Below are 23,538 nucleotides of genomic sequence, written 5' to 3' on the forward strand. Positions count from 1 at the left end.
AATCACTTGCGCCAGGCCGAAAGGGCAAGGGCAGTGGCTTGTTACGGCTGCTCCTTCCGGTCGCGTGTGCCGCCCTCTTGAGCCAAGGCTGCCGAGAAGAGCCGAAACCAGCGGCGGTCAGGTCTGAGGACTACGCGACGGCGCGGGCGTCGTTCAAGACCAGGCTGGCCTTCCGGGCTCCGTCCCCCCAGTTGCAGGACATGCCCGTAGCGCCATCGGGTGTCCGCGTCGTGGAATACAAATCGGGAGGGCTCAAACTTCGGGCTTGGTCGAGCAAATCCACGGAGCGGAACCGTCCTGCCGTACTGTTCCTCCACGGTGGCTTCGCCTTTGGAGTCGAAGACTGGGACATGGCTGACCCTTTCCGGAAAGCAGGCTATGTCGTCATGGCCCCGATCCTACGGGGTGAGAACGGTCAGCCTGGAGACTTCACCCTGCTCTATGACGAGGTGGACGACGTGCTTGCGGCCCTCGAGGCCCTGAGATCGGATCCGTCGGTCGATAAAGACCGGATCTTTGTCGCCGGTCACAGCGCGGGCGGGACACTGACATTGCTCACGGCCCTCTGCACGAAGGATGTCCGCGCCGCGGCGTCGTTCTCGGGCGCACCGGACCACTTTCAGTTCAGCAACAGCCCGGGCGTGGCCGACATCGTCCCGTACGACCGGGCCGGCCGCGCGGAATTGGAGATGAGATCGCCCAACGTCTTCGTCAAGAGCCTCAAATGTCCCACGCGACTGTACTTCGGAAGCGAAGAACGCCTCTTCGGCGTCATGTCCCGTGCGATGGCCGACGCAGGTCGTTCCGCAGGCAAGGACATCGAAGCCATCGAGACTTCCGGAGACCACTTCACCTCGGTCAACGGATCGATTCAAAAGGCGATCGCCTTCTTCGACGGCAGTTAGGACACGATCGTCGGCCGAGAATGAGCGCGGCTTGCGCCGTAGACCTGAAAGTGTCATAGAATAGGAGTTCCGGGTCCGACCATGCCGATCCTCGTTGCCCTTCTCGCCAGCATCACCGTTCCGGCTCCTCAGGCCGTCGCCGCGGTCGTCAGCGATCCCGCTTCCTACGTGGCCGGGATCGTTCGCAAAGTTCCGGTCGAGAGACCTGCACCGGACGAGACCCGCGTCCAGGACGACATCCCCCAGATGCCGGGATGGCCGGTCACGACCGGGCGGCACGCCAACTTCGTGCCGACCCGCGGCGCGGTCATGGCCGACCTCGACGGCGACAAGAAGCTCGAGATCCTTGTGCCCAGCACCCTCGGCGCGCTCCACGCCTGGAAGCTCGACGGAACGCCCGTCCCCGGTTTCCCGGTCAACACCACGGGCTTCCCGCAATATCCGCCGAGCGTGGCCGACCTTGATGGCGACGGCCAGATCGAGATCGTCCAGACCACGCGCGGCTTCACCAGCGGCGGTCGGCTCTACGTGTTCAACGCCCAAGGCCAGGTCCTCGCGGGCTGGCCCAAGTCGCTGAACAACAACAACGTCGAATACTCGGCCGCGCTCGCCGACCTCGACAACGACGGCAAGCTCGAGATCATCGTCAGCGAACGCATGAGCAGCGCGGGCCGCGTCCATGTGTTCGAGAAGGACGGCACCGAGTGGGGCGGGAACTGGCCCGTCACGATCGACCACGTCCCGGCCCAGAGCTGCGCCGTCGCGGACGTCGACGGCGACGGCGACAAAGAGGTCTTCACCGCTTCCTACAACTCACTCTATCTCATCCGCCGCAACGGCACCGTCATGAGCGGCTGGCCGAAGCAGATCCCCGGCGCGAACTTCAGCTACCAGTGCGCCGCCCTCGCCGACCTCGACCACGACGGCAAGCTTGACATCGTCGTCGGAGCGCACAAGGACGCGCCCGGCACCTACGCCTTCAAGTACGACGGGACGATGCTCCCCGGCTGGCCCAAGCTCATGCAGACCTGGAGCTACGGGTGCCCGACCGTGACCGACCTCGAGAACGACGGGACGCTCGACGTCCTCGACGGTCAGGCCGGATACGTCTCCGGTAGTTCGAACCTCTTCTGGACATGGACGGCGACCGGTCAGACCCGCGCCGGATTCCCCTATGTGAGTACCCACGGCGGCGGCGCAGAAGGGCCGTACACGGTGGCCGACGTCGACGGCGACGGAGTGCAGGAGATCTTTGCCGACCACAACATGATGGTCTCGAACCAAGGCTATCTCTACGGCATGACCGCGACCGGACAAGACCTGCCCGGCTTCCCTCTCCGAACGACGGGCTTCACCTACATGAACGGTGCGACGATCGGCGACGTCGACGGGGACGGCGACTACGAACTCGCCGTCGTGGCGTCCGATACCGTCGTCACGATCTATCTCTACACGCTGCCCTGGCAGTACAAGACATCCGGGCTGGAGTGGCCGACCTACCACGCCCGCAACGTCCGTGACGGCCTCTTCGCGCCCGTCGCGAAACTGGTTCCGGACGCGTTCCGCATCACACGGGGCATCCTCGTCAGCGGCGACCTCGCGAGCCTGGCCACGGCCGACGGCAACTCTCTCAATGTCCGTAAGGGCGTCGCGACGGGGCAGAACGATTTTCCGGTCACGATCGAGTTCGACTCGACCTCCCCGTCCGTGTTGCCGTCCACTCTCGAGTCGGACGTGACGTTCCACGTCAGCAACATCGGCCTCAAGTACGTCGTCGACCTCTACGACTTCTCCGCGGGAGCTTGGGACACGGTCGATGCCAAGACGGGCACGGCGCCCCAGTCGGACACGACCGTGACGGTCAAGGCCACGAACCCCGCGCGGTACGTGGAAGCGGGCACCAAGCGCGTCCGCGCCCGCCTTCGGGTCAAGGTCGCGACCGTGGCGGTGACGTCGTCGTTCACGGTCAGCACGGACGCCGTGGGGTGGAGACTGCAGTAACCCGAAACGTGAGGCTGTCGATCCTCATTCGGCACGCTCGAAGTTGAACATAACTGTGGTTCGATCCGAACATCGTGTGAAGGTGCCAAGTCAGAAACCATGAGGAGGCGACGTGGGATGAATTCGATAAGGGGCTCGGTGGTCGTGATCGCGCTGATGTTCGCTTCATCGGCGTTCGCAGTCCGATACGAATGCGTCGACCTGGGAGCCGTGTTACAGGGGAACGCACGGGCTATGGCCCTGAACGACACCGGCATGGTCGTGGGCTCGACCGGGATCAACGACCGTGCGCCTGCGTACTGGACTGCCGCAACTGGGATGCAGCGGCTCGGCCCCGGCTCGGCCTCGTTAAGGCGGGGGCTCGCAACCGGGGTCAACGACTCCGGACTGGTCGTCGGGTATGTCGACTGGTACATGGGCGGCTCGGTCAAGAACCAGCAGCCGTTCTCCTGGAAACTGGGAAAGGGCTACAAGATCCTCGAGACGGCGGGGTCTTCATGGTCGTTCCCGCAGGCCGTGAACTCGTCGGGTACAGCGTGCGGATACATCGCCACTCCTGAGACGGCGTGCACTTGGGACGCCGAGGGCCGGATCACGCTCTTGGGGAGGCTCGACCCTGACTTCGGATCGGGCGCGACCGACATCAACGACCAAGGCGAGGTGTGCGGTACGGCCAGCACGCCCCCGATGCCCGGCTATCCTCGGGCCTTCAGGTGGACGCCTTCAGAGGGGATGAAGAACCTTGGTGTCTTGCCGGGTTATCACAACAGCTTCGCCTCGGCGATCGACAATAAGGGGACGGTCATCGGCTATTGCTGGTCTGCGTTCTTGGGTTATCGAGGCTTCAGGTGTGAGTCCGGCAAAGCCATGGAGGACATCGGAGGGTTGGGGATGCTTCCGGAAGGCCTCAACGAGCGCGGGCAGATCGTAGGGGTGTTCGCCCCGGGTTCGAACGGTGTCCGAGCCATGCTCATTGAACCTGGGATAGGTCCGATCGACCTGAACACCGTGACGTCGGGGATCCCGACAGGATGGATCCTCGACACGGCTTATGACATCAATGAAAGGGGTGATATCGCTGGTATGGCGGCCGTTGGCAGGAACGTGAGGGCCTTCTTATTGAGGCGCGTGGACTAGTTGGCGGTGGCTTTGGCTGCCTCCAGACTTCCGGACACCACCTCACACCGCGCGCCGCCGGACCTCGTCTGGAGGCTTCGTCCGCACCGACTCACAGCGCGCGGTTTCACGGGCCAACGTGACGCGGCGTCCTTGCCCCGGTCTGCAACGACCTCCGGTGCGGCGGGATGAAGCGTGGACGCCGTTGCCAGACCGGGCCACCCGTCCAGTGTTAACTCGTCAGGTACGACGACCTACACGTACGACGACAACGGCAACCTGGTGGCGGTCAAGGAGGCGCTCGTTCCGACCGTCACGACCATGTCGTATGATAAGGAGAACAGGATGACGCTGTACCGCTCCGGCAGCACAAGGACGACGATGGCCTACGACGGCGACGGCCTCAAGCGCTCGGTGCAGACTTCGGGGACCCTGACGACGCTCGTCTGGGACGGGCTCACGATCCTGCAGGAACGGACATAGTCTGATGGCGGTCAAGACGTACCAGCACGCGCACGGGAGGCTCGTCTCGGAGAAGACGACGGGCGGATCCCGCAAGGACTACCTGACCGATGCTCTGGGTTCGGTGACGTACGTGACCGACACCTCGGGCAACACGCTGGAAACGATCCGGAACGCCGCCTACGGAAAGAGGGTGAGCGGTGCCGCGCCGACCGTGACCAGGACATGGGTGGGAACCTGGGGCTACGCCCAGACGGGCCTCCTTTGGGCCGATGTCTCCCTGCCGTACCGGCACTATAGCTCGCAGACCACCAGGTGGACGACGAGGGATGTCTTATGGCCAAGGCAATTCGCATTCAGCTATTGTCTGGGGCGGCCAACAGGTCTCACTGATCGCTTCGGACTCAATGTCGGGCCACCTGGTCCTGTGTGTCCTCCCCCGAGCCCACCGTCAAACTGTGTCGAGTGTAGCAAGCCATGGAACGCGTACATTTACGCACTATGCAATTGCCCGCCCTGGGGGCTGTTCCATGACTTCGTGTGCGCAAAGTTGGCGCGAGACTATTACTTTACTTGTGGCAAACAAGGCAAGTACGGCATGCCAGGCATGTCTCCTTTCAGGGCGCATCCACGTAACGGACGACCCGGCGAAGTATACCCTGATCCACCGCCCCGACCATCGCTTTCAGGTGGAAGGATCAATCCAAGCATCGGTAAGGGCCACGGGGGGCCACCCCCGAAACCAATTGAGGTTTCTCGTTGTGTAACACCTTCGCGCAATTTGATTGAGTGTATGGAATGCTGCAACATGAAGTTTATTGGTGAATCTCTTGAACTTTGCCACCATTTTTGCGAGTCTTATTGGGAGTACGTCGACGAAGTCATTAGAGAGGCTGAGATGGAACTCATTAAGGAAGCCGTTAGGGAGCTTGAATAGTGCTCTCTCAGAATCACACTATCAAGCTGCTCTTCATGCTGAGTCTTTGTATGCTCCCGCTCGTTGCATGCGAAAGTCGCACGGCTACACTCGCAAAAACGTTGGATCGCGCAGAATTGCCCGGCTCGGCCAATGAAGCGGTGACGACGCTGCGCTCATTATCTGACGCACAAAAGAGTGATATTCCCTTCTTAATTAAGTACGCTAAGGATTCAAGTAAGCAGTTTCAAGGGCGTATCGTTGCGATAAGGACGGTTGTAGTACTGTCGAAAGGGGATGCAATTTCCCTCTTACAAGAACTCAGCACTGATCCGGATCAAAGGATGAGAGTGGCCAGTATCTTGCTTCTGGAGGGATTAAGCCGAGAGGTTACAGATAGAGTCAGCGAATCCCTACTGGGGGACTCCGTCCGGGGAGTCCGCGTTGTTGCAGCAAGCCACCTTGAGGTTCCGGTTAGGGGCGAAACGAGGAAGAAAGTCCTCCTTTCGCTGGCTGTTGAGTCTGAACGAGGAGTCGTGCTGTTCCTGTGGACATCTCTCTTGGATCCAGCCCGTGATAACATGGGTTTCACCAGTGACGACGATTTGACCCTTGCGGAAGGGATCAGCAATTTCCACGAGTTCAGGCCACAAGAGTTCAGCAGTAATCTTACTAACGCATTTAGGCAAACGCAAACTAAGACGCCATTGAAGGCCCCGAAGCTGTCAGCGGTCTTAAGGAGAAGCTCCGGTGCAGAAATGGGTTTGAAGGGAAACCTTGAGATCCTCCGGTTCTTACGGTGAAGCTCTTGCTGGGACAGGTTGGCCGAGTGGCGAGTTCTCGGCATGAGGATGGGCCAGGCATGGCAACACGCTGGATTGACTTTTGGCTGCCTCCAGACTCCGGACACCACCTCACACCGCGCGCCGCCGGACCTAGTCTGGAGGCTTCGTCCGCACCGGCGCACAACGCGCGGTTTCACGGGCAGGTCTGATGCGGCGTCCTTGACCCGGTCTGCAACGGTCTCCGGTCCGGCGGGATGAAGCGTGGACGCCGTTGCCAGACCGGGCCACCCGTCCGGACCGGGCCACCCGGCCGAAAGTGTCGGTTTGGTGGAAACGTGTGATGAAGTGAGTATCGGAGAACTACAGCAATGGTGTAGAGCTGTACAGCTCCCGTTTGTAATAGTATTCGCAGGTATCTGCGTTGCATTAGCCTTGAGTAGAAAGAAGTCGGGTTTGTACCGTAAGCGTCTGTCCATGCTCGCTCTTGGTATGTTTGGGCTCCTCTTGTGCGCATCAGTAATACCAGTTGTACTTAGCCAGAGGCAGCCCTAGTGTGGCTTTGTCTTGTGAAATAGTAAGGTGATCGGGTTGGCTGCCTTCCCGGCGGCATTCTGCCGCGGAAACAACTTCGTGTTGAGTATGGCAACAATTGCGGCTCGGACCGATCCCAGGCCCACATGCAAGAGAGACGGGCTGTCCTCTTGACACGCCGTGGGACACTGCCCTGGCTTAGTTAGTGAACAGATACTGGGCTAAACATCCCTTACCGGCAAAGGTTTGAACTCAGTCTGAGAGCGCCCCACTCCAGATTCCTGCAATGCGCTCGACGGCTTCGGGCAGTACGACCCTCCGGACGTTTCTGTCCACGGAAGGATTCCAGCCATTGCTGACAAACTCCTGCCACGCACCGGTCTTGGCTGCCTCCAGACTCCGGACACCACCTCACACCGCGCGCCGCCGGGCCTAGTCTGGAGGCTTCGTCCGCACCGAATCGAAGTCCAAGCACGTCGTCGTGACGAGATATGTCGGCCTCTGGGCCATCCCGGTTCTGGTCGTGCCGATTCCTGGCCAACCGGGAGGAGGGAGTCATCTGACGGGTGGCTCGGTCTGGCAACGCGCCATGACGAGCCTTCCGAGCGCGCTTGTCCCGTTGCAGACCGGGTCAAGGACGTCACCACGGGTCGCGTCCCAGGTCGTCCGGCTTGTGGCCTGACCAAGGGTGACCTCTTCCCGGGAGGCATGGGTGAAACCGGATGTCCGTGCCCGTTTGCACCCCTATCCGTGACACGGACCCTCAAAGCCTGGGTCGTCAGGGGAGCCCTCACACTGCCATCGCATACCATTCGACTCCGAAAATGCAGGTTTCTTGCCCCGTTCCAGATTCCCTTGCACGCCACCCTCTGTGCTCGACACGTGCTCGACACGTGCTCGGAACGTGCTCGGAACGGCCGTGTCGAGCACGTGTCGAGCACATCCGGAGCACACGTCGAGCACAGACAGAAGCTGGAGACGGCGTCGTCACTCTTGTCGCAGGCGACGTCGATTTGGACACTGGCCGGGAGCGTCAGTCCCGGCAGGGTGCGGACTCAAGTCCGCTGGACCGAATGCGGACTGAAGTCCGCGCTCCATAAACCGAACGCGGACCGACGTCCGCGCTCTGTCCGGACCGACCCGAACCCACCCCCTCCAAGCCCGAAAGCGTACAATTCTAGGCGATGCCCGTCCTTGAACGACCCGACGCCAAGACGATCGACGCGATCGCGGACAAGGTGTTCGCCGACGCCCGCATCACGGCCGACGACGCGAAGGCGCTGTTCGCCCATCCCGACCTCAACGACCTCGCCGCGATGGCCAACTTCCGGCGCGAGCGGCGCACCGACCCGAAGGTCGTCACCTATGTCGTCGGGCGAATCCTCAACTACACCAACGTCTGCTGGATGCGGTGCAAGTTCTGCGCCTTCTACCGCGTGCCCGGCGACGACGAAGGCTACACGCACAGCGAGGACGAGATCCTCGAGAAGGTGCGCGACACGGTCGAAAAGGGCGGCACCGAGATCCTGTTCCAAGGCGGCCTGAACCCCAAGCTCAAGGTCGACTGGTTCGAGAACATCTTCCGCAAGATCAAGGAGGCGTTCCCCACGGTCAACCTCCACGCCCTCAGCCCGGCCGAGATCAATTACGTCGCCCACATCAGCAAGCTCAGCGTCACCGAGACGCTCGAACGGCTGCGCGCGGCGGGGCACGAGAGCATCCCGGGTGCAGGCGGGGAGATCCTCGTCGACCGCGTCCGTGAGATCATCGCGCCCTACAAGGACAAGACCGACGAGTGGCTCGAGTGCATGCGGTCGGCGGCCGCGCTCGGCATGCGGTCCAGCGCGTCGATGATGTTCGGCCACGTGGAGACGACCGACGACCGCGTGGAGCACTTGCAGCGCATCCGCGACCTGCAGGACGAGTGCAGCCCGTTCCGCGCGTTCGTGACCTGGAACTTCCAGCCCGAAGAGACCAACTTGCCCGTGAAGCGCAAGGCCTCGGCGTTCGACTACCTGCGCACGCTCGCCGTCTCGCGCATTTACCTCGACAACTTCGACCACGTGCAGCTCTCGATCCTCACCCAGGGGCCGAAGATCGCGCAGGTCGCGCTCGGCTATGGGGCGGACGACTTTGGCTCGACGATGATCGAGGAGAACGTCGTCAGCGCACGCGGCAACAAGTTCATCCTGAACGCGGCGGAGTTCGAGAGGCTGATCGAAGACGCGGGCTATACGCCGCGTGTCCGGAACACGCGGTACGAACTTCTGCCCGCTTGATTCCGGGTTTGCGGTCGTTCGCCCGACGTTACGGGCGCCGGTGGTACGATCCGTCGGGATGGAGACCGTCGAGGTGCCGTTCGAGATCGTCGCCCGAGAGCCGATGCCGGGCGTGCTCGCCTCGCTTCAGAAGGGCAAAGGATCGTCGGCCCGACCCGTCGAAGTCCGACGGACGACCGAGGCCGACCTGGTGCTCCCTTTCAGCTTGAAACTCGGCCCGGGAAAGGACGGCACACCCCGATGGTCGGGCCCGTTCCTTCAAAAGGATTCGCGCGGCGAATTCGTGTACGTCCGGTGGGGACGCTCCGCGGGCGATCCGGCGACGGAGATCAACCGCCGCGCCAAACTCTATCTCCACGACGTCACTGCTGAGATCGCACGGGCCGCGGCGACATCGGGCAAGCCTGTCCGCCTCGTCATCGCTGGCAAGGCCAAAGACGGCTGGCCCGCGTGCCCGACGGTTCCGGTCGTCGTCATGCCCGGTTGACGCCCGTGACACCTCTTGGTACCCGCCACTTTCGAATCGAGGGGAGGCCGTCATTCAAGCCAAGTCCCCTGCTCCTTGAAAGGCTCAACGCTGACGCTCGAACGGAATCTCTGCGTGGGAGAGGGTCTCCTTAGACATAAAAGGTCGCGTGCGTCGCGCTGATCTTCCAACCTTCCGCCGTGCGCTGGAGGAAGAACGTAACGAGCGAGCTGTGCATGCTCCAAGGGATGCCCAACCCGACGATGGCATACCGGCCGTTCGAAGAGTAGCTTGGTGGCGAAGCGTAACCGTAGACCGTCCACTTCTCCAGAGAGGGATCCGCGTTCTTGTCGTCGCGGCGGAAGAGGAACCGGTTCGACTTGTCGGTCACCTTGATCCGCTTGTCCCAAGAGCGACCGGCGAGCGGAGCGATCCCTTGTGGCACGTATCTCGGCCCGGAGTCCGTGTCGGCGTCTTTGATAGCGTCGAGAGACTTCTTGCTGCGCTCGAGCCGCGCAAGTTCGCGACGAAGCCGTTCGACGTCCGCTTTCGTCTCGTGTGCCGTCGTAGCCAGACCCTCGCGAATGCCCTTCAGATCGGCGTCCACGGACTCGCGCAGATGATCGAGGGCCGAGGTGAACGACACGCGCTCTGTTTCCCGGAACTTGGTGCCGAGGACCACGTAGTCCTTGGGTTTCCAGTCTGACGCGTACCACGGCTCGTGTTTGAGGAACGAAAGCATCGCGGTCTGGACGACGTCGCGGTCGTCATCGCTTGCGGGGGCCGCCGTGAGGAGGGCCAGACCAAGCGTCCAAGTCGACATGACCTATTCTAGACGCGCTTCAGACGGCGACCGTTTGGCCCGCGCGTCATTCCACTGACTCGGGGATCGCGACCGGACGCTTCTGCCAAGAAGAGACGCAAGTCGCGATCGTCATGTCACCGATGACGTTCAGCGTCGTGCGGCTCATGTCCAGGATCCGGTCGACCCCGAGCACGATCCCGATGGATTCGGCCGGGATGGCGAATCGTCGGATGACCCCCGTGATCATGGGCCAGGACCCGCCCGGCACGCCCGCCGTACCGATCCCGGCCACGATGGAGAGCCCCATGACGGTCAGTTGCTGGCCAAAGTCCAGTGAGATCCCGTAAAACTGGGCCAAGAAGAGGATGGTGACGCCCTCGAACAGCGCCGTGCCGTTCTGGTTCGCGGTGGCGCCGACCGTAAGGACGAACGACGAGACGTCGCGCGGCAGCCCGACCTCCTCCTCCGCGACGCGCAGCGCTTCTGGCAGCGTGGCGTTCGAGGAACTGGTCGCGAAAGCGGTCAGCATGACCGATTTCGTCTGTCGGAAGAATTCCAGAGGATCGCGCCTGGCCACGAACCTGAGGACCACCGGATAGGTTCCGAACATGTGCAAGGCGAGGCACCCGAGGACCACGGCCGCGTAGACCCCGACGGCGGCCAAAGCATGAAGACCGAGGACGCTCGCGGTCTTGAAGACCAACGCGAACACGCCGAAAGGTGCCAACGACATCGCCATCTCGACGATCCGTTGACACACGGCGAAAAGCCCTTCGAAGAACGACCGTACGGGCATCGCCTTCTCTTCGGGGACGCCTGCCAGGGCCAAACCGAACACAAGGGCGAAGAACATGAAGGGGATCAGCCCGCCGGAGAGGGCGCGCGTCGCTTCGAGCAACGGGTTCTTCGGCACGATGCCGAACACGGGCGGATCGACCTCCGCCGCCTTCTCGGCCGCTCCCTTCTTCCCCGCTTCCTCTTTGTTGACGCCCGCCCAGAGTTCCTCCCGTTTCTCCCTTGGGATCACGTCGCCGGGACGGACGAGGTTGACACCGGCGAGGCCGATGCCGACGGCCACGCTGCTGAGGAGGACCGTGAGCGCCAGGGCCTGTAAGCCGATCCGACCGACTTTGGCCACTTCGCCGATTTCAGCGACGCCTAGGACGAGAGCGCTGAGAAGCAACGGCACGACGATCATGAAGATCATCGCGAGGAAGGCCGACCCGATGTGGGTCATCACGTTATCGTTCACCCAGACCAGGCCGTCGTTCTTAGCACCGCCCGGAAGGAGCGCTTGGGCGGCAAGGCCCGTGACGGCTCCTGCCGTCAACCCGACCGCGACCTTCGTGTGCAGGGGGGTGCGCTTTCGGTCTTTGGCCATGACTCCGGGTTGTACCTAAACCCGGGCCCGGCCTGGACTTTCCGTCAGGGGATCGAAACGGGGTCGCTGGCTGGAAAGGTCTCTTCGAGCGCCTCGTCCAACAGCCGGTCTCGGTGCCGCCGCCGGCCCTGTTCGTCCCACTTTCGGCGGCCCAGAGAGACTAAGGCGCCGATCCCGAACGCGAGCCCGATCCAAACGAGTGTCTTCATCCTCATGGCCGTCTTTATCCAGACGCCGGTCAGAACCTTGATCGCCAGGTTTCGGAGGACTATCGCCCGGTCACGGACTTTCTGACGTCGGGTCGTCGCTCTGCGACCATTCGTAGGCCCGAGCGAAGAGGTCGTTCAGTCCGAAGCCGTACACCTGCTTGAGCGCTTCGTCTTCAGGCCTCTGCGAGACGGCTTGCATCCACAAAGACTGGAGCAGCCCGTTGTCGGTGAACGCGTCCATCAAGGAACCCAGCTTTCGGCGCCCGCCTTGTCCGTCCAGATAGCCGCCAAGGACGGCGGCCTGGGTGTAGGCCTCTCGGACCGCCACCGACCCGTCCGGCGTTTCACGGTCCTTACGGAAGGCCGCCTCCAGTTCGACCGGGCCTCTCCACTGTGCAAGGCGCCGGGCCCGGCGACGTGGCCCGTCCTGGGCGACCATCGCGACCGCCTCGTGCAGCCACAACGGACATTGACCGAGCGATCGGTTCAAGGCCATGGCGTGCGCGAACTCGTGCCGGACCGCACCCCGGAGTTCGTCCGGTCTGCGCAAGAGCGACGACGGGAGGCAGACCTTGTCGAACGGGTACTTGTCGACGAAGTACCCTTCCCTGCCCGGAACATAAGGGACGTCGCCGTCGGGGTGAAGGAACGTGAACAGGACCGAGTGGCCAAGGGAGTGACCGAACTCGTCCGTGACGCGGCCGCACTCCTCCCGGACGACGGATTCGATCCAAGGGAGTTCGTCGTCCGCGCCCTCTTGGGGCACGTACTCCAGGAGCAGCCAGTCTCCGCGGTCCAAAAGCAAGCCTTCCTCCCGCGTCGCGTGCTCGGCCTCGATCGTCCGGAAGACTCCGAGATAGGCGCCGTTCAGCCCCATTCCGGACTCCTGGGCCAGGTCCATCGCGACGAGCAGGTTGTCCCAATAATAGGCCTCCATGACCTCGCGCCATGGCAGGCTCGGATGAACGATGCCGAAGCGGCCGGGGCTGAAGACCGCGCCCGCCCAGACGCGCGGCACTCGGGGAAAGCCTGACGACACGAGCCCGATTATGGGCGCCCTACGGGACTTCGCACGATAATCGGCGGGAAAACACCGCGCACGGCGGAATCTTTCCTATAATGGAGACCTCTAGGTGCAACATCTTATGAAGAGGCACGCTTACACGCTCCAAGAGCGTCTCATAGTGACCGTGATCGTCGTCCCCTTTGACCCGGACGTCCCCTTAGGACGCCTTCCGGGCGGGCGAACGAGACGACGGGCTCAGGCATCGTGCCTCAGTCCGGCCCTCGCTCCGCCTTTCTAGGACGGTCTCCCGTCAGCGGATAACGGCTGGACTGCCGTCGCACCGCGACGCCTAGGCGTCGTCGTCGGCGCGCATCCGTCCCTTCCTCGCATGTGCCTTTTCACATGTGCTGACCGATCGTGTCTCTTATCCTTTAAGAAATCTACATTCCGAGTGACTATTGTCACGCGGCCCATTCGGCAACATTCGTCTTTTTTGAACCTGGAATACGGGATTGGATGACTTTTTTGCACCTCAAGACGCCTTATCGAAAACGAGAAATGGTACAGTAGTGTCGTGTTCTGAGCGAGAGAAGAAAATCCTGTCCTGATCCGCTTAAGCACATCCAACGAATGCAACTGATCGATCCTTCGGTTCCGGCCGGCTGGCCGGAACCCTTTTTTATGCGATCGACGCTTCGTCGAGGCCGAAGAGCGGCCTTAGGACGTCCGTGAGGTCCGTCGCATGGCGCGGGACCTGGAAGACGGGCACTGTCAGCTCGGCTTGAACGGAAGAGACCCTTTCGACGTCTTCCTCGTACGGCCGCACAGGCACCCGCGAGTGGAAGTGCTCGAAGACGCCGACCGCGAGAGCGGCCTTCGTCCCGTTTCCAAAAGACGCCATTCCGCTAGCGAGCACGGACAGGGTCGAGCGCGCGAGGTTGTACTCTCCCATCGACATCGCGGACTCAAGGGCGCGCGACGCCAGGCAGACGGCTTCGGCCGTCTGACCGGACTGGAGCAAGGACATCGCCAGCTCGTTCTGGACGAAGGCTTTGGCCCGGTCGTCATGGCCCAGTTCGAGGACTTCGAGCGCCCTTCGCGAGGCGGCCAGGGACGTCCGAAGATCGCCTTGAAGCCGGGCGAGGCGGGCCAGTGAGTTCGCTGCGAGCCCGATGAAACGGACGTCCCCTTGATCTTCGGATTCGCGTGCGGCCTTTCGGTACTGGCGCAAGGCTCCAGGCCGACCTGTGGCTTCGAGCAAGAGAGCGAGGTTGTACCGGGCCTGGTGCAGGATCGTCGGCTTTCCACCACGCCGTTCGAGGACGATCGCCTTCCGGTAGAGGACGACGGCGTCGTCGAACCGCTCGAGCGCCCTGTTCGCCAGGGCGAGCCGCGTCAGGGCCGAAGCCGTCTCAGACGACGACGCTTTCCGCTTTTCCAGGATGGCGGTCTGTCGCGACGCCGAGCGGTACATCAGCTCGAAATCGAACTCGAAGAACGCGAGGATCGCAAGGGCTCCGTTGGCCGTAGCCGCCTCCTCCGTCTCGAGGCCGGCTACCGCTTGGACGGCAGACCTGACGGCCCGGAACCAGGCGGCGGGGTGGGCCCGGAAGTTGAACACCTGAGCGAGGCCGCCGACGATCCGGCAAGCCGCTTCGACGTCCGCACCTCCGCCGAGGCCCGATTGGACCGCGGCCAAAGAGTTCGGCAGGTCGTCGAACGCCTGGTCTGCGAGCGAGGTCCGGTCGCCGTCCTTCCATTCCGCCCCGATCCGTAGCGCCTTGCTCTCGTAGTACCTTCGGTGCCCGGCACGGAGCCCTTCCAGCCGGCCCGAGTCCTTGAGCTTCGATTCGAGGAACGTCTGGACGGGTTCGAGCAGTTCGAACCGCGGTCCTCTGCCGGTCGAGCGCCGCTCGAGCCAACCACCGTCCAGCAAGTCGGGAAAGTCCGCCCTGAGGTCTTCGTCGCCTAAGACTTGGACGGCGGCCTCCATGTCGAACCCTTTGGCGAAGACCGAGAGGTCGGTCAACCGTTCGGCCGTTCGCGGTTCCAGTTGGTCGAGGCTCCATTCGAACGCCTCCTGGAGTCCGCCGTTCCGGTTCGGCGATCCGCCCAGACGACTTCGCCTCAACAGCTTCAGGTCGGTGAGGGACGACGCCAGGCCTTCGGGTCCATAGACCCCGACGAGACCCGCTGCTAGTTGGACCGCCAAAGGCAGTCCGGCCATCGCCCGGCAGATCTCCGTGACGGCCCGCGCGGTCTCTTCGTCGACTCGAAACTCCCGGTTGGCCCTTGAGGCCCTGTCGACGAACAGACGGAAACTCTCCACCTCCTCGGCCTCGTGCCAAGGGGCGCCGGCTTTGGGGACCGACATCGGCTTCAAAGCCAGCACCCGCTCGGCTTCGAGACCGAGCCGGACCTGAAGCGCACTGACGACCCTGAGGTCGGAAAAGTCCGAAAGCAGCCGCTCCAGGAACGGGTCCAAGGTCAACGGAGCCGTGCCCTCGCAATCGATGGCGATCAGAGCAGGCCCCTTGCCGAGTTCGGCCCTCACCAGCTTCTCCGGCGAAGATCCGGGGGGCCGGTCGGGTGCGATCGCTTCGAGCAGGACCGCCCAGTAGCCTTCCGATGTGACGACCGCGGGCAGTTCGGCGTACCAGACGCGGTCCGCATAGGCGTCGCGAAGGGTCTCGCAAGCCTCGGCGCACAGTCGCGACTTGCCCATGCCGTTCAATCCCGTCACGGAGACGAGGCGGCTGGACCGGTCGGCCAAGGGATGGAGCCATCGACCGAGATCGGCCAATTGGGCTTCGCGACCGACGAACCTCGAGGCGGCGAACCGCGGAACGAGGGCCCTGCGGGTCTCTGCCGCACAGGCTTCCGTCAACGCTCTTGCGCCGGCAGATCCGGCCAGGGCCTCCGGTAAGTTTTCGAGCGTCTCGTCCGTGGCTTTGGAGGGCCCGAGCCCGAATTCAGCGTCGAGGACGCGCGACAGGACGTCGTACTGCCGGAACGCCTCCCCGGGCTCGCCCTTAAAGCCATACGTCCGCATGACGGCCCGGTGGAGCTCTTCCCGGCTTTTGAACGCCCGGAGCATCGTCCGCCCGATCGCCAATGCATCGTCCGGTTTTCCGATCGAGTTGAGGAGTTCGATCAGTTCGACCGCGGCGGTGACGATTTCGTCTTCGACGCCGCGGCGACGGACGGTCGCCCACGGGTCCTCGATGCCGGGAAGGTATTCGCCCTGGACTTCGCGTAAAGCCGTTTCCAGGTTGATGATCTTGGTCTTGGTCGAAGTCGAGGCCCGAGCGGCCTTGATCCCCTTTCGGAAGGTCTCGACGTCCGTCTCGACCACGCCTTCCACAAGCCGTAGCGTGTGGTGGTCGCCGCTCACGACGTCACCGACGTGACCCAGGTCACGGAACGTCCGCCGGACTTCGTGGACACAGACCCGGAGGCTGTTCCGGGCGTCTTCGAGGTTCCTCTCGGGCCAGATCTGGTCGATGACCTCGAGCTTTGGAAGTTCTCGGCCTTCGTGCTCCACGAGCAGAGCCAGCAGTCTTCCCAGATTCGACGAGCCGAACGTCCTGCCGGCACCGTTCTCGCCTTCCAGCCGGACTTGGCCGAAGAGGGAGAGCCGCCAGGGACAAGCCTTACGTTCGAGCGAGAGCGATCCGAATACTGCCAATCCACGACTTCCGGAGTTTAGTTGTGGTGCACATTATAACGTACCGGATTAATGTTTCCGGTAATGGAAGCCTAATGGGAGGCACCGGATCATTCGTTCGCCGGCGAGAGTTTGTTTCTGCGCGCCGGCTTGGGAGAACGAGTGATCATGAAACAGTTCCATAAGATCGGCTTTTCCACTTTGCTAGCGGCCAGCCTCGTGCTTACGGCATGGGCGCGCCCCGCCGCAGCCCCGACCTTCCAAGACGGCTCAGAAGCTCCGCAGGCCGCATCGCAGTCCTTCTCCCTCCAATGGGCCGCGATCGAGTCGTTCATGAACGCCCACGTCGTCGTCGACAATCCGTCGACCCGGAACGACCTGGAGAACGAAGCTCAGCTCGGCATCAAGTCTTGGTCGGTCGCCGGACCCGAATTGGGATGGCCGACGAGCTTCGGGGCCGGGACGCTCAAGTTCGACTCGGTCGCAGCGGCCCTGCTTTGCTCGGTGATGATCTTGGCGATCGTCCCGTAAGGGCCGCCGAACCCTAGACCCCAAGACCGACGACGGCCGAACGGACCGCGGCGACCTGGGCCAGGATCTCGTCGATCCGGTCCAGGGGCCACTGGGTCGCGGCGTCGGACAGTGCGCGTGCCGGATCGGGGTGGACTTCCAAGAACAAGGCGTCCACTCCGACCGCCACCGCCGCCCTTGTCATCGCCGGGATCGACTCGCGTGCACCGCCCGTCGACGTTCCCGCCGCCCCTGGACGTTGCGCCGAGTGGGTCGCGTCGAAACAGACGGGCCGGCCGAACGACCTCATCGTCTCGAGCCCCGGCATGTCGACGATCAGGTTGTTGTAACCGAACGTCGTGCCCCGTTCGGTCAGCATCGTGCCCCGAGCGCCGAACCCGTCCAGCTTTTCAACGATGTTCTTCGTGTCCCAAGGCGCCAAGAACTGCCCTTTCTTCACGTTCACCGGCTTTCCGGTCTCGGCAGCCGCCTGCAAGAGGTCGGACTGCCGGCACAAGAACGCTGGGATCTGGACCAGATCGATCACTTCGGCTGCGACGGCTGCCTCTTGTGGCAGGTGCACGTCGCTCGTCACGGGCAGACCGGTCCGTTCCTTCACGGCACGGAGCGTCTTCAAGCCCGCTTCCATCCCCTCGCCCCGCGACGATCCCGCCGAAGTCCGGTTGGCCTTGTCGTAGGAAGCCTTGAACACGTATCCGAACCCGTAGGCCGCGCAGGCTTCTTGCATCCGTTCCGCGACGACGAGGCAGAGGTCGAGCGACTCGGCCAAGCAGGGACCGGCGATCACGGAGAGGCGGCCGCTGCCGAACGGAACGTCGCCGACCTGAAAACCCTTCACCCGGCCAGTTTACTGTGGGGTCGGTCCGCGGCCTATTCGTTCTGCCCGCGCACGAACGAGATGTGGGCCACTGTCCATCCGAGCCGCGTTTTTAAGTCGAACGTACCGCCCAGGGAACGCGCCAGGCCGGAGATGATCTGCAATCCGAGTCGCCCGTGGCTTTGAAAGCCCTCGGGCAACGGGTCTCCGTCGTTGCTGACCCAGATTTCGACGCGGCGCTCGGTCGATTCGATCGTCACGTGGATTTCACCGACGTCCGTCTGGTCGAACCCGTGGGTGACGGCGTTCTGGATGAGCTCGTTGAGGATCAACGCCACTTGGGTCGCCTGGTTCGTGTTCAGCCAGACGTCGTGTCCGCGGACCGAGAACGCGACCGATTTTCCCGGCAGGATGAACGATTGCTGTTGGTGTTGGACGAGCGTTTCGGCCAACGTCCGTAAGTCGACGTGGTCGAGGTCTTCCCTGCTGAGGAGGTCGTGGACGGCCGCGATGGCTTCGATCCGGCCCAAGGTTTCGTTCATCGCCTCCTCCATCGACTTGTAGTGGCTTTGCCGGGTCTGGAGGCGGAGGAGCGAGGCCACCTGCTGCAGGTTGTTCTTGACCCTGTGGTGCATCTCTTGGAGCAAGGTTTCGCGCACTTGAGACTTTGCGTGTTCGATCGCGACGGCCGCTTGCTTCGCGAGGGTCTCAAGGGTCTCGACCTCGTCGGGCCGGAACTGACGCACTTCGCCCGTGTAGCAGCTCATCACTCCGACGGCACGGTTATAGAGCTTCAACGGGACGCAGACCATGCTGCGCAGTCCCTGCTCGACGGCGGAGTCGTGACCGATGAAGTCCTCCTCGCTGAGCACGTCCTCGACGATGATCGGGCGTTGGCGCTGGATGACCTTACCGGCGATCGATTCGCCCAGTTTGATCACGGGCCGGCGCTGATAGGCGCGCGTCGTGGAATAGGCCGCTCGCAGCACCAGCGTCTCGCCCTTGTCGTCCAACAGCCGAAGGCTTACGACCCGGTAATGGAACCGGCGTGCCGTGATGTTGACCAAGTGCTGGAGGATCTCTTCGAGATACGGCGTGCCGCTCAGGGTGTCCGTCACTTCGGCCAGAAGGCCAAGTCGGTTCAAGTGCGATCCGGCTTCGAAGGCACTGCGGAACACCCGGACCGCAAAACCGATGTCCCGGCCGGCCTGCTCCGTCTTGGCACGCCGGTCTTCGAGACCGTCTTGCTCTTGGAACCACTCGCACACGAGGGCGCCGATCCGCTCTTCGCCACAGACGACGGGCACGGCCAAGGCGGCGGCGGCGTCCGGTGCATCGACGTCGGGCCACCGTGCGAAGAGGGGGTGTCCAGGCAGACCGGATTCGACGACGACCGATTCGCCCGTTTCGACCACGTGTCCGCCCAGACCGACGCCCCTTCCGATCCGCATGCGGTCGACCAGCTCCGGCTGAGACGTGCTCGCTCTGAGTACGAGGGCGCCGCCGTCGACGGTGAAGAGGACGTCGACACCGTCCGCGCCTGTCGCAAGCCGGACCGTCTCGGCCGCGGCCATGAGCGCGCTCGCCTCCTCGGGAGCTTCGAGGAACGCGTCGATGACGGCCATCGCGGCTTCAGAACGCGCCGATCGCGGTCGTCCGGACCTTCTCGACCGGCAAGACCCGTCGGGCCAGTTCCGTGACGTCGGCCAGCGTGACGGCATCGATCTTGGCCAAGGTCTCCTCGACCGGGATCTCTCGTCCGTGGTTCAGCTCGTTCTTGGCCATGCGCATCATGCGGGCGCTCATTCCCTCGAGTGCGAGGACCATCGTGCCGCTGATGTTGCGCTTGACCCGGGCCAGCTCCTCTTCGGTGACCTGACCGTCCATGACCTTGTCGAACTCGGCCCGAACGACCTCTTGGACCTCGTTCCAAGTCTGCTGTCCCGTGCCGCCATAGACCGTGAACGCACCGCCGGCGGTGTACGACAGGTGGTAGCTACCGACGGCATACGCCAAGCCTCGGCGCTCCCGCACCTCTTGGAACAGTCTGCTGCTCATGCCGCCACCGAGAATCCCGTCGAGGACGGCCATCGGATAGAGGTCCTCGTCATAGACCGAGGTTCCTTCTGTACCGATGCAGAAATGCACCTGTTCGACGTCCTTCGAGACAAGGTTCGTCCCCGGCTTCGGGCCCGGGCGTTCCATCGGTTCCGGATCGGTACCGGACGGAACGCCCCCTAAACGCTGCTCGACAGCGCGGTAGACCTCGTCCGGATCGATGTTCCCGGCGGCCGCCAACAGCAATTGGCCCGAGCGGTAGCGCCGCCCCATGTAGCCGACGAGATGGTCCCGCTGGAAAGAACTCACCGACTCGCGCGTCCCGATCACCGGTTTCCCGAGCCTGTGTCCGTCCCACAGCCCTTCGATATGGAGGTCGTGGACGTGGTCGCCCGGCTCGTCCTCGCCCCGCTTGATCTCTTCGAGCACGACTCCTTGCTCACGCTTCAGTTCGACGGGCTCGATCGACGAGTTCAGCACCATGTCGCACAACACGTCGATGGCGACTTCGGCGTCACGGGCCAGGACGCGGCAGTAGTAGCAGGTCTGCTCTTTATCGGTAAAGGCGTTCAGCATGCCGCCGCGCCCCTCGATCTCCTCGGCGATCTTCTTCGCCCCACGGTTGGGCGTGCCCTTGAAGAGCATGTGCTCGATGAGGTGGGTGATCCCGGCTTCGGCATCCTGTTCGTTGACGCTTCCGGTCCGGCACCACAGTCCGATGCTGACCGAACCGACGTGTCCGACCGGTTCGGCGAGGACCCGTACGCCGCTCCCTGTGACCTTCTTCGTGATACCCATGTGTCCGGATTCTAGATGATGCGGCCGACCAACGTGCCGAGGGGCTCAAGACTGACCGAAAGCTTGTCCGCGGGCAGCAAGCCCCGTCCGAGGTCGGTCAGTTCGAGCGGCGGCTTGTCCATGGCAGGCCACGCCAACACTTCTCCCGCCGCGACGGGCGATTTTGCAGCGGCGAACGTCACCAATGTTCCGAACGGCCACTCCGGAGCGTAGTCGGCCGCGTAGACCGTCTCGTCGTTGACTTTGACCTTCACCCCCCAACGGAAGTGGGTCGGTTCGTCGCTCGCGCGGGCCTCGTTCAACTCGTCGGGAGTCACGAGGAGCGGGCCGAACAGCACGGACGTCTCGTAGGCGGGTGACGGGTCGACTCCAGCCGACAGCAGGGCCTCGCGTTCCTGAACGTCGAAGAACCGGAGAAGCACGGCGTACCCCAGGACGGACCGGACCACTTCGACCGGGTCGTCTTCGCGCGTCGCCCCTTCCACGAGGCCGACGGCGTGGACGTCGAAGTCCAGCGGGCCTTCGATGCCGGTCGCGTCGATCTCGGTGTTCGGCCCTTGGAGCCGGGCCGGGTTGATGTACGCGTACGTCAACGACGGGCTGCCGTCCATCGCCCGGAACGAATGGAACACACGGATCGCGACAGGTTGCCCGATCGGAGCCAGCAGCCTGAGCGCACCTGGGTCGTGGATGCCGATCGCTTGCTCGCCGTCGGTCTCGTAGAAGCGTCCGTCGTGGAAGACGCCGGACCGCACGACACCGGGGTCTTCGCGCAGTTCGAAGCGGCAAAGTTTCATGGGGTCAGGCTACCTGGCTCTTCCGGAGCCGTCGGGCATGTGGCGGATCGGGGTGGCGAACGGCTACGAATTCGTTTCTCGCAAAGCCGCGATGACAGCCAAGAGGCGCAAGGTCGATGTCTGAACTGATGATGCCGGCCCTGGACTCTCGACCCGGCAACAAGCCGTTACGCACCTTTGCACCTCTGCGCCTTCGCGAGAACCCGACCCGGCGACAAACCGTCGCGCACCTTTGCGCCTTTGCGAGAAATGGCCGCTTCGTCTACTCGTCAGGCAGCCCGTTGACCACTCTCCGGATCCCGTCCCGGATCAAAGGCACGTTAAAGTTGATCAGGAGCCCGAGCCGTTTCCCGGACAGTCGCAAATACGTCAGCACTTGTTTGAAGTGCACGTCGGCCAAGTGCTCGACCGACTTGATCTCAACGATGACGCGCTCGTCCACGAGGAGGTCCACCCGGAATCCGTCCTCCAGCTTGACTCCGTCCCAAACCACCGGAACGGGCTTTTGACGCCTGACGGCAAGGCCAAGGCGGGCCAGTTCATGCTCCATGACCGACTCGTAGACGCTTTCGAACAGCCCCGGCCCCAACCGGGAATGGATCCGGAAGGCGGTCTCGACGACGTGACGGGCGACGGCGTTCTCCCTCTGCACGAAGGAAGACCGTACCGACGCCCGCCGGCCGACGACAAGTCAGGAAAAACCCTGAGCCGTCAGTCGACCTTCACGCCCAGTTTCTCGAGCGCCTTCTCGACCCGCTTGTCGCCCTCTTCGTAGCCCACGATCGAATCGGCGACGTTGCCGTCCTTATCGATGATGTACGTCGTCGGGATGCCGCTCACGTTGAACTTCGAACCTGCGATCCCGTCCGCGCCGCGGCCCGCCGGGTCGAACGCGAACTGGAACGAGTACTTCGCCTTGTTCTTCGGCACCCATTCCTCATAGGCGCCCTTCTCGTCCCACACGCAGACGCCGAGCACGACGACGCCCTGATCCTTGACGGCCTGATAGACCTTCTCGACGTGCGGCATGGACTGCATGCACGGCCCGCACCACGTCGCCCAGAAATCGAGCACGACGATCTTGCCCTTGTAGTCGGAAAGCTTCAGGTTCCCGCCCTCCCACTTCTGCGCGGTGAAGTCCGGTGCCGGCGAGCCCGCTTTCAGCAACGGCTTGGTCTCCGGCCGCTTCGGCGTCAGGTCGAGCGCCTCTTTGGTCGTCCGTTCTAGCGTCACCTTCGACCCGTCGGCCGACATCTTGACCTCGTAGGTCGCGTCACCGTGCTTGAACGGGGCGCGGACGTCGAGCGTCTCCGGCTTGTCGTCGTCGTTCCAATCGATCCGCAGCCACACCGGGCGCGACTTCGACGCCTCGTCCGCCGAGGCCACCGTTTTGTTGAAGATCCCGTCCGCGTCGTTCTCGACGAGCAGGGCCCTGTGCGCCTTTCCGTCGACCGTCACCGTCCCGACGCGCGCCGACTGCCGGTACATCAGCAGCGGGTTCGGCTCGGCCCGGTCGAACCGGTAGAAGCCCAACGAGTAGTCCGCCGAGGACGTTTCTTTGGTCTCCGAACCATAAGAGGCCCGCAGGACCACGTCCATCACGCCGTACATCTTGCGGCCGTTCGTGTCGCTCTTCTTGTTCCAGGCCCCGTCCCCGTCGTCGGTCAGGTCGCCGTTACCGTTCTTGTCGACATAGATCTTCCAGTCCGCGTCCTTCGGCTCGTCGAGTGCGATGACGGCGCTGCCCTTCGGCCCGTTCCCGAGCCTGACGACACCGTACTTCGGGGCCGTGCGATAGGTCGGCTCTTTCGTGATGTTGGAGGGCTTCTTGTCCGAGAGCTTGATCTGGATCGGGTAGTAACCGAGTTTGGCGGTCACGGCGCCCATCGGTTCGAGCTTGAAATCTTGCGGTGCGGCGACCGCGGTCAGGGCCAAGAGCGTGGTGAGCATCGCGCTCATTGTACAGCGAGTGCCGCGAACCCGTGCCAAAGCGACGGGAACGCGTGAT

19 protein-coding genes are annotated in these 23,538 nt (G+C 63.2%); 8 read left to right on the forward strand and 11 right to left on the reverse strand.

Annotated features, from left to right (window positions below; all coding sequences use genetic code 11):
* Window positions 1-38: 38 nt before the first annotated feature.
* The 7 genes from JST30_12775 to JST30_12805 all read left to right on the forward strand — a co-directional run bounded on the left by JST30_12775 (window position 39) and on the right by JST30_12805 (window position 9,482).
* The gene (locus tag JST30_12775; protein MBS1715200.1) at window positions 39-905 is read left to right on the forward strand and encodes an alpha/beta fold hydrolase; all 867 of its coding nucleotides are present in this window, start codon (window positions 39-41) and stop codon (window positions 903-905) included.
* A gap of 81 nt (window positions 906-986) precedes the next feature.
* Window positions 987-2,906: a VCBS repeat-containing protein gene (locus JST30_12780; protein ID MBS1715201.1), complete on the forward strand. Its 1,920-nt coding sequence runs from the start codon at window positions 987-989 to the stop codon at window positions 2,904-2,906.
* 99 nt (window positions 2,907-3,005) lie between these two features.
* A complete protein-coding gene (locus JST30_12785; GenBank protein MBS1715202.1) occupies window positions 3,006-4,043 on the forward strand; it encodes a hypothetical protein in 1,038 nt (345 codons plus the stop codon).
* Between the two features lie 174 nt (window positions 4,044-4,217).
* The gene (locus JST30_12790; GenBank protein ID MBS1715203.1) at window positions 4,218-4,505 is read left to right on the forward strand and encodes a hypothetical protein; all 288 of its coding nucleotides are present in this window, start codon (window positions 4,218-4,220) and stop codon (window positions 4,503-4,505) included.
* Between the two features lie 1,017 nt (window positions 4,506-5,522).
* Window positions 5,523-6,203, forward strand: a complete 681-nt coding sequence (locus JST30_12795) for a hypothetical protein (GenBank protein ID MBS1715204.1) — start codon at window positions 5,523-5,525, stop codon at window positions 6,201-6,203.
* Window positions 6,204-7,900: 1,697 nt separating this feature from the next.
* A complete protein-coding gene (mqnC, locus tag JST30_12800) occupies window positions 7,901-8,995 on the forward strand; it encodes a dehypoxanthine futalosine cyclase (protein ID MBS1715205.1) in 1,095 nt (364 codons plus the stop codon).
* A gap of 58 nt (window positions 8,996-9,053) precedes the next feature.
* Window positions 9,054-9,482, forward strand: a complete 429-nt coding sequence (locus JST30_12805; protein ID MBS1715206.1) for a hypothetical protein — start codon at window positions 9,054-9,056, stop codon at window positions 9,480-9,482.
* Between the two features lie 130 nt (window positions 9,483-9,612).
* Here JST30_12805 and JST30_12810 read toward each other — a convergent pair whose 3' ends face one another.
* The 5 genes from JST30_12810 to JST30_12830 form a co-directional block, all read right to left on the reverse strand.
* Window positions 9,613-10,284 (reverse strand): hypothetical protein, encoded by a 672-nt coding sequence (locus tag JST30_12810; protein ID MBS1715207.1) that lies wholly within the window; start codon window positions 10,282-10,284, stop codon window positions 9,613-9,615.
* A 46-nt stretch (window positions 10,285-10,330) separates the two neighbouring features.
* Window positions 10,331-11,647 carry a dicarboxylate/amino acid:cation symporter gene (locus tag JST30_12815; protein ID MBS1715208.1) on the reverse strand — a complete coding sequence of 439 codons (1,317 nt, stop codon included), beginning with the start codon at window positions 11,645-11,647 and terminating at the stop codon, window positions 10,331-10,333.
* Window positions 11,648-11,691: 44 nt separating this feature from the next.
* Window positions 11,692-11,856: a hypothetical protein gene (locus tag JST30_12820; protein MBS1715209.1), complete on the reverse strand. Its 165-nt coding sequence runs from the start codon at window positions 11,854-11,856 to the stop codon at window positions 11,692-11,694.
* A gap of 70 nt (window positions 11,857-11,926) precedes the next feature.
* Window positions 11,927-12,895: a hypothetical protein gene (locus tag JST30_12825; protein MBS1715210.1), complete on the reverse strand. Its 969-nt coding sequence runs from the start codon at window positions 12,893-12,895 to the stop codon at window positions 11,927-11,929.
* Between the two features lie 646 nt (window positions 12,896-13,541).
* Window positions 13,542-16,550 (reverse strand): winged helix-turn-helix domain-containing protein, encoded by a 3,009-nt coding sequence (locus JST30_12830; protein MBS1715211.1) that lies wholly within the window; start codon window positions 16,548-16,550, stop codon window positions 13,542-13,544.
* Between the two features lie 147 nt (window positions 16,551-16,697).
* Between JST30_12830 and JST30_12835 the strand changes: the two genes are divergently transcribed.
* Window positions 16,698-17,060 carry a hypothetical protein gene (locus JST30_12835; protein ID MBS1715212.1) on the forward strand — a complete coding sequence of 121 codons (363 nt, stop codon included), beginning with the start codon at window positions 16,698-16,700 and terminating at the stop codon, window positions 17,058-17,060.
* Between the two features lie 13 nt (window positions 17,061-17,073).
* Here the strand turns inward: JST30_12835 and kdsA are convergent, their stop codons facing one another.
* From kdsA to JST30_12865, 6 genes are all read right to left on the reverse strand, one after another.
* On the reverse strand, window positions 17,074-17,898 hold the full coding sequence (gene kdsA / locus JST30_12840) for a 3-deoxy-8-phosphooctulonate synthase (GenBank protein ID MBS1715213.1): 825 nt from the start codon (window positions 17,896-17,898) through the stop codon (window positions 17,074-17,076).
* A gap of 32 nt (window positions 17,899-17,930) precedes the next feature.
* Window positions 17,931-19,502, reverse strand: coding sequence for a GAF domain-containing protein (locus JST30_12845; protein ID MBS1715214.1), 1,572 nt, complete (start codon window positions 19,500-19,502; stop codon window positions 17,931-17,933).
* Between the two features lie 7 nt (window positions 19,503-19,509).
* Window positions 19,510-20,733 carry an insulinase family protein gene (locus JST30_12850; protein MBS1715215.1) on the reverse strand — a complete coding sequence of 408 codons (1,224 nt, stop codon included), beginning with the start codon at window positions 20,731-20,733 and terminating at the stop codon, window positions 19,510-19,512.
* Between the two features lie 11 nt (window positions 20,734-20,744).
* Window positions 20,745-21,530 carry a fumarylacetoacetate hydrolase family protein gene (locus JST30_12855; GenBank protein MBS1715216.1) on the reverse strand — a complete coding sequence of 262 codons (786 nt, stop codon included), beginning with the start codon at window positions 21,528-21,530 and terminating at the stop codon, window positions 20,745-20,747.
* 262 nt (window positions 21,531-21,792) lie between these two features.
* Window positions 21,793-22,182 carry a GxxExxY protein gene (locus tag JST30_12860; GenBank protein MBS1715217.1) on the reverse strand — a complete coding sequence of 130 codons (390 nt, stop codon included), beginning with the start codon at window positions 22,180-22,182 and terminating at the stop codon, window positions 21,793-21,795.
* 59 nt (window positions 22,183-22,241) lie between these two features.
* The gene (locus JST30_12865; protein MBS1715218.1) at window positions 22,242-23,480 is read right to left on the reverse strand and encodes a TlpA family protein disulfide reductase; all 1,239 of its coding nucleotides are present in this window, start codon (window positions 23,478-23,480) and stop codon (window positions 22,242-22,244) included.
* Between the last annotated feature and the right edge of the window lie 58 nt (window positions 23,481-23,538).

It is taken from the genome of Armatimonadota bacterium (genome assembly GCA_018268395.1).
Lineage (GTDB): Bacteria > Armatimonadota > Fimbriimonadia > Fimbriimonadales > Fimbriimonadaceae > JAEURO01.

Excerpts from the sequence above, each read along its gene's own strand:
- JST30_12850 (MBS1715215.1), bottom strand. The coding sequence starts at position 20,733 with ATGGGTATCACGAAGAAGGTCACAGGGAGCGGCGTACGGGTCCTCGCC.
- mqnC (MBS1715205.1), top strand. The coding sequence starts at position 7,901 with ATGCCCGTCCTTGAACGACCCGACGCCAAGACGATCGACGCGATCGCG.
- JST30_12855 (MBS1715216.1), bottom strand. The coding sequence starts at position 21,530 with ATGAAACTTTGCCGCTTCGAACTGCGCGAAGACCCCGGTGTCGTGCGG.
- JST30_12780 (MBS1715201.1), top strand. The coding sequence starts at position 987 with ATGCCGATCCTCGTTGCCCTTCTCGCCAGCATCACCGTTCCGGCTCCT.
- JST30_12845 (MBS1715214.1), bottom strand. The coding sequence starts at position 19,502 with ATGGCCGTCATCGACGCGTTCCTCGAAGCTCCCGAGGAGGCGAGCGCG.
- JST30_12820 (MBS1715209.1), bottom strand. The coding sequence starts at position 11,856 with ATGAAGACACTCGTTTGGATCGGGCTCGCGTTCGGGATCGGCGCCTTA.
- JST30_12785 (MBS1715202.1), top strand. The coding sequence starts at position 3,006 with ATGAGGAGGCGACGTGGGATGAATTCGATAAGGGGCTCGGTGGTCGTG.
- JST30_12810 (MBS1715207.1), bottom strand. The coding sequence starts at position 10,284 with ATGTCGACTTGGACGCTTGGTCTGGCCCTCCTCACGGCGGCCCCCGCA.
- JST30_12815 (MBS1715208.1), bottom strand. The coding sequence starts at position 11,647 with ATGGCCAAAGACCGAAAGCGCACCCCCCTGCACACGAAGGTCGCGGTC.
- JST30_12865 (MBS1715218.1), bottom strand. The coding sequence starts at position 23,480 with ATGCTCACCACGCTCTTGGCCCTGACCGCGGTCGCCGCACCGCAAGAT.
- JST30_12805 (MBS1715206.1), top strand. The coding sequence starts at position 9,054 with ATGGAGACCGTCGAGGTGCCGTTCGAGATCGTCGCCCGAGAGCCGATG.
- JST30_12835 (MBS1715212.1), top strand. The coding sequence starts at position 16,698 with ATGAAACAGTTCCATAAGATCGGCTTTTCCACTTTGCTAGCGGCCAGC.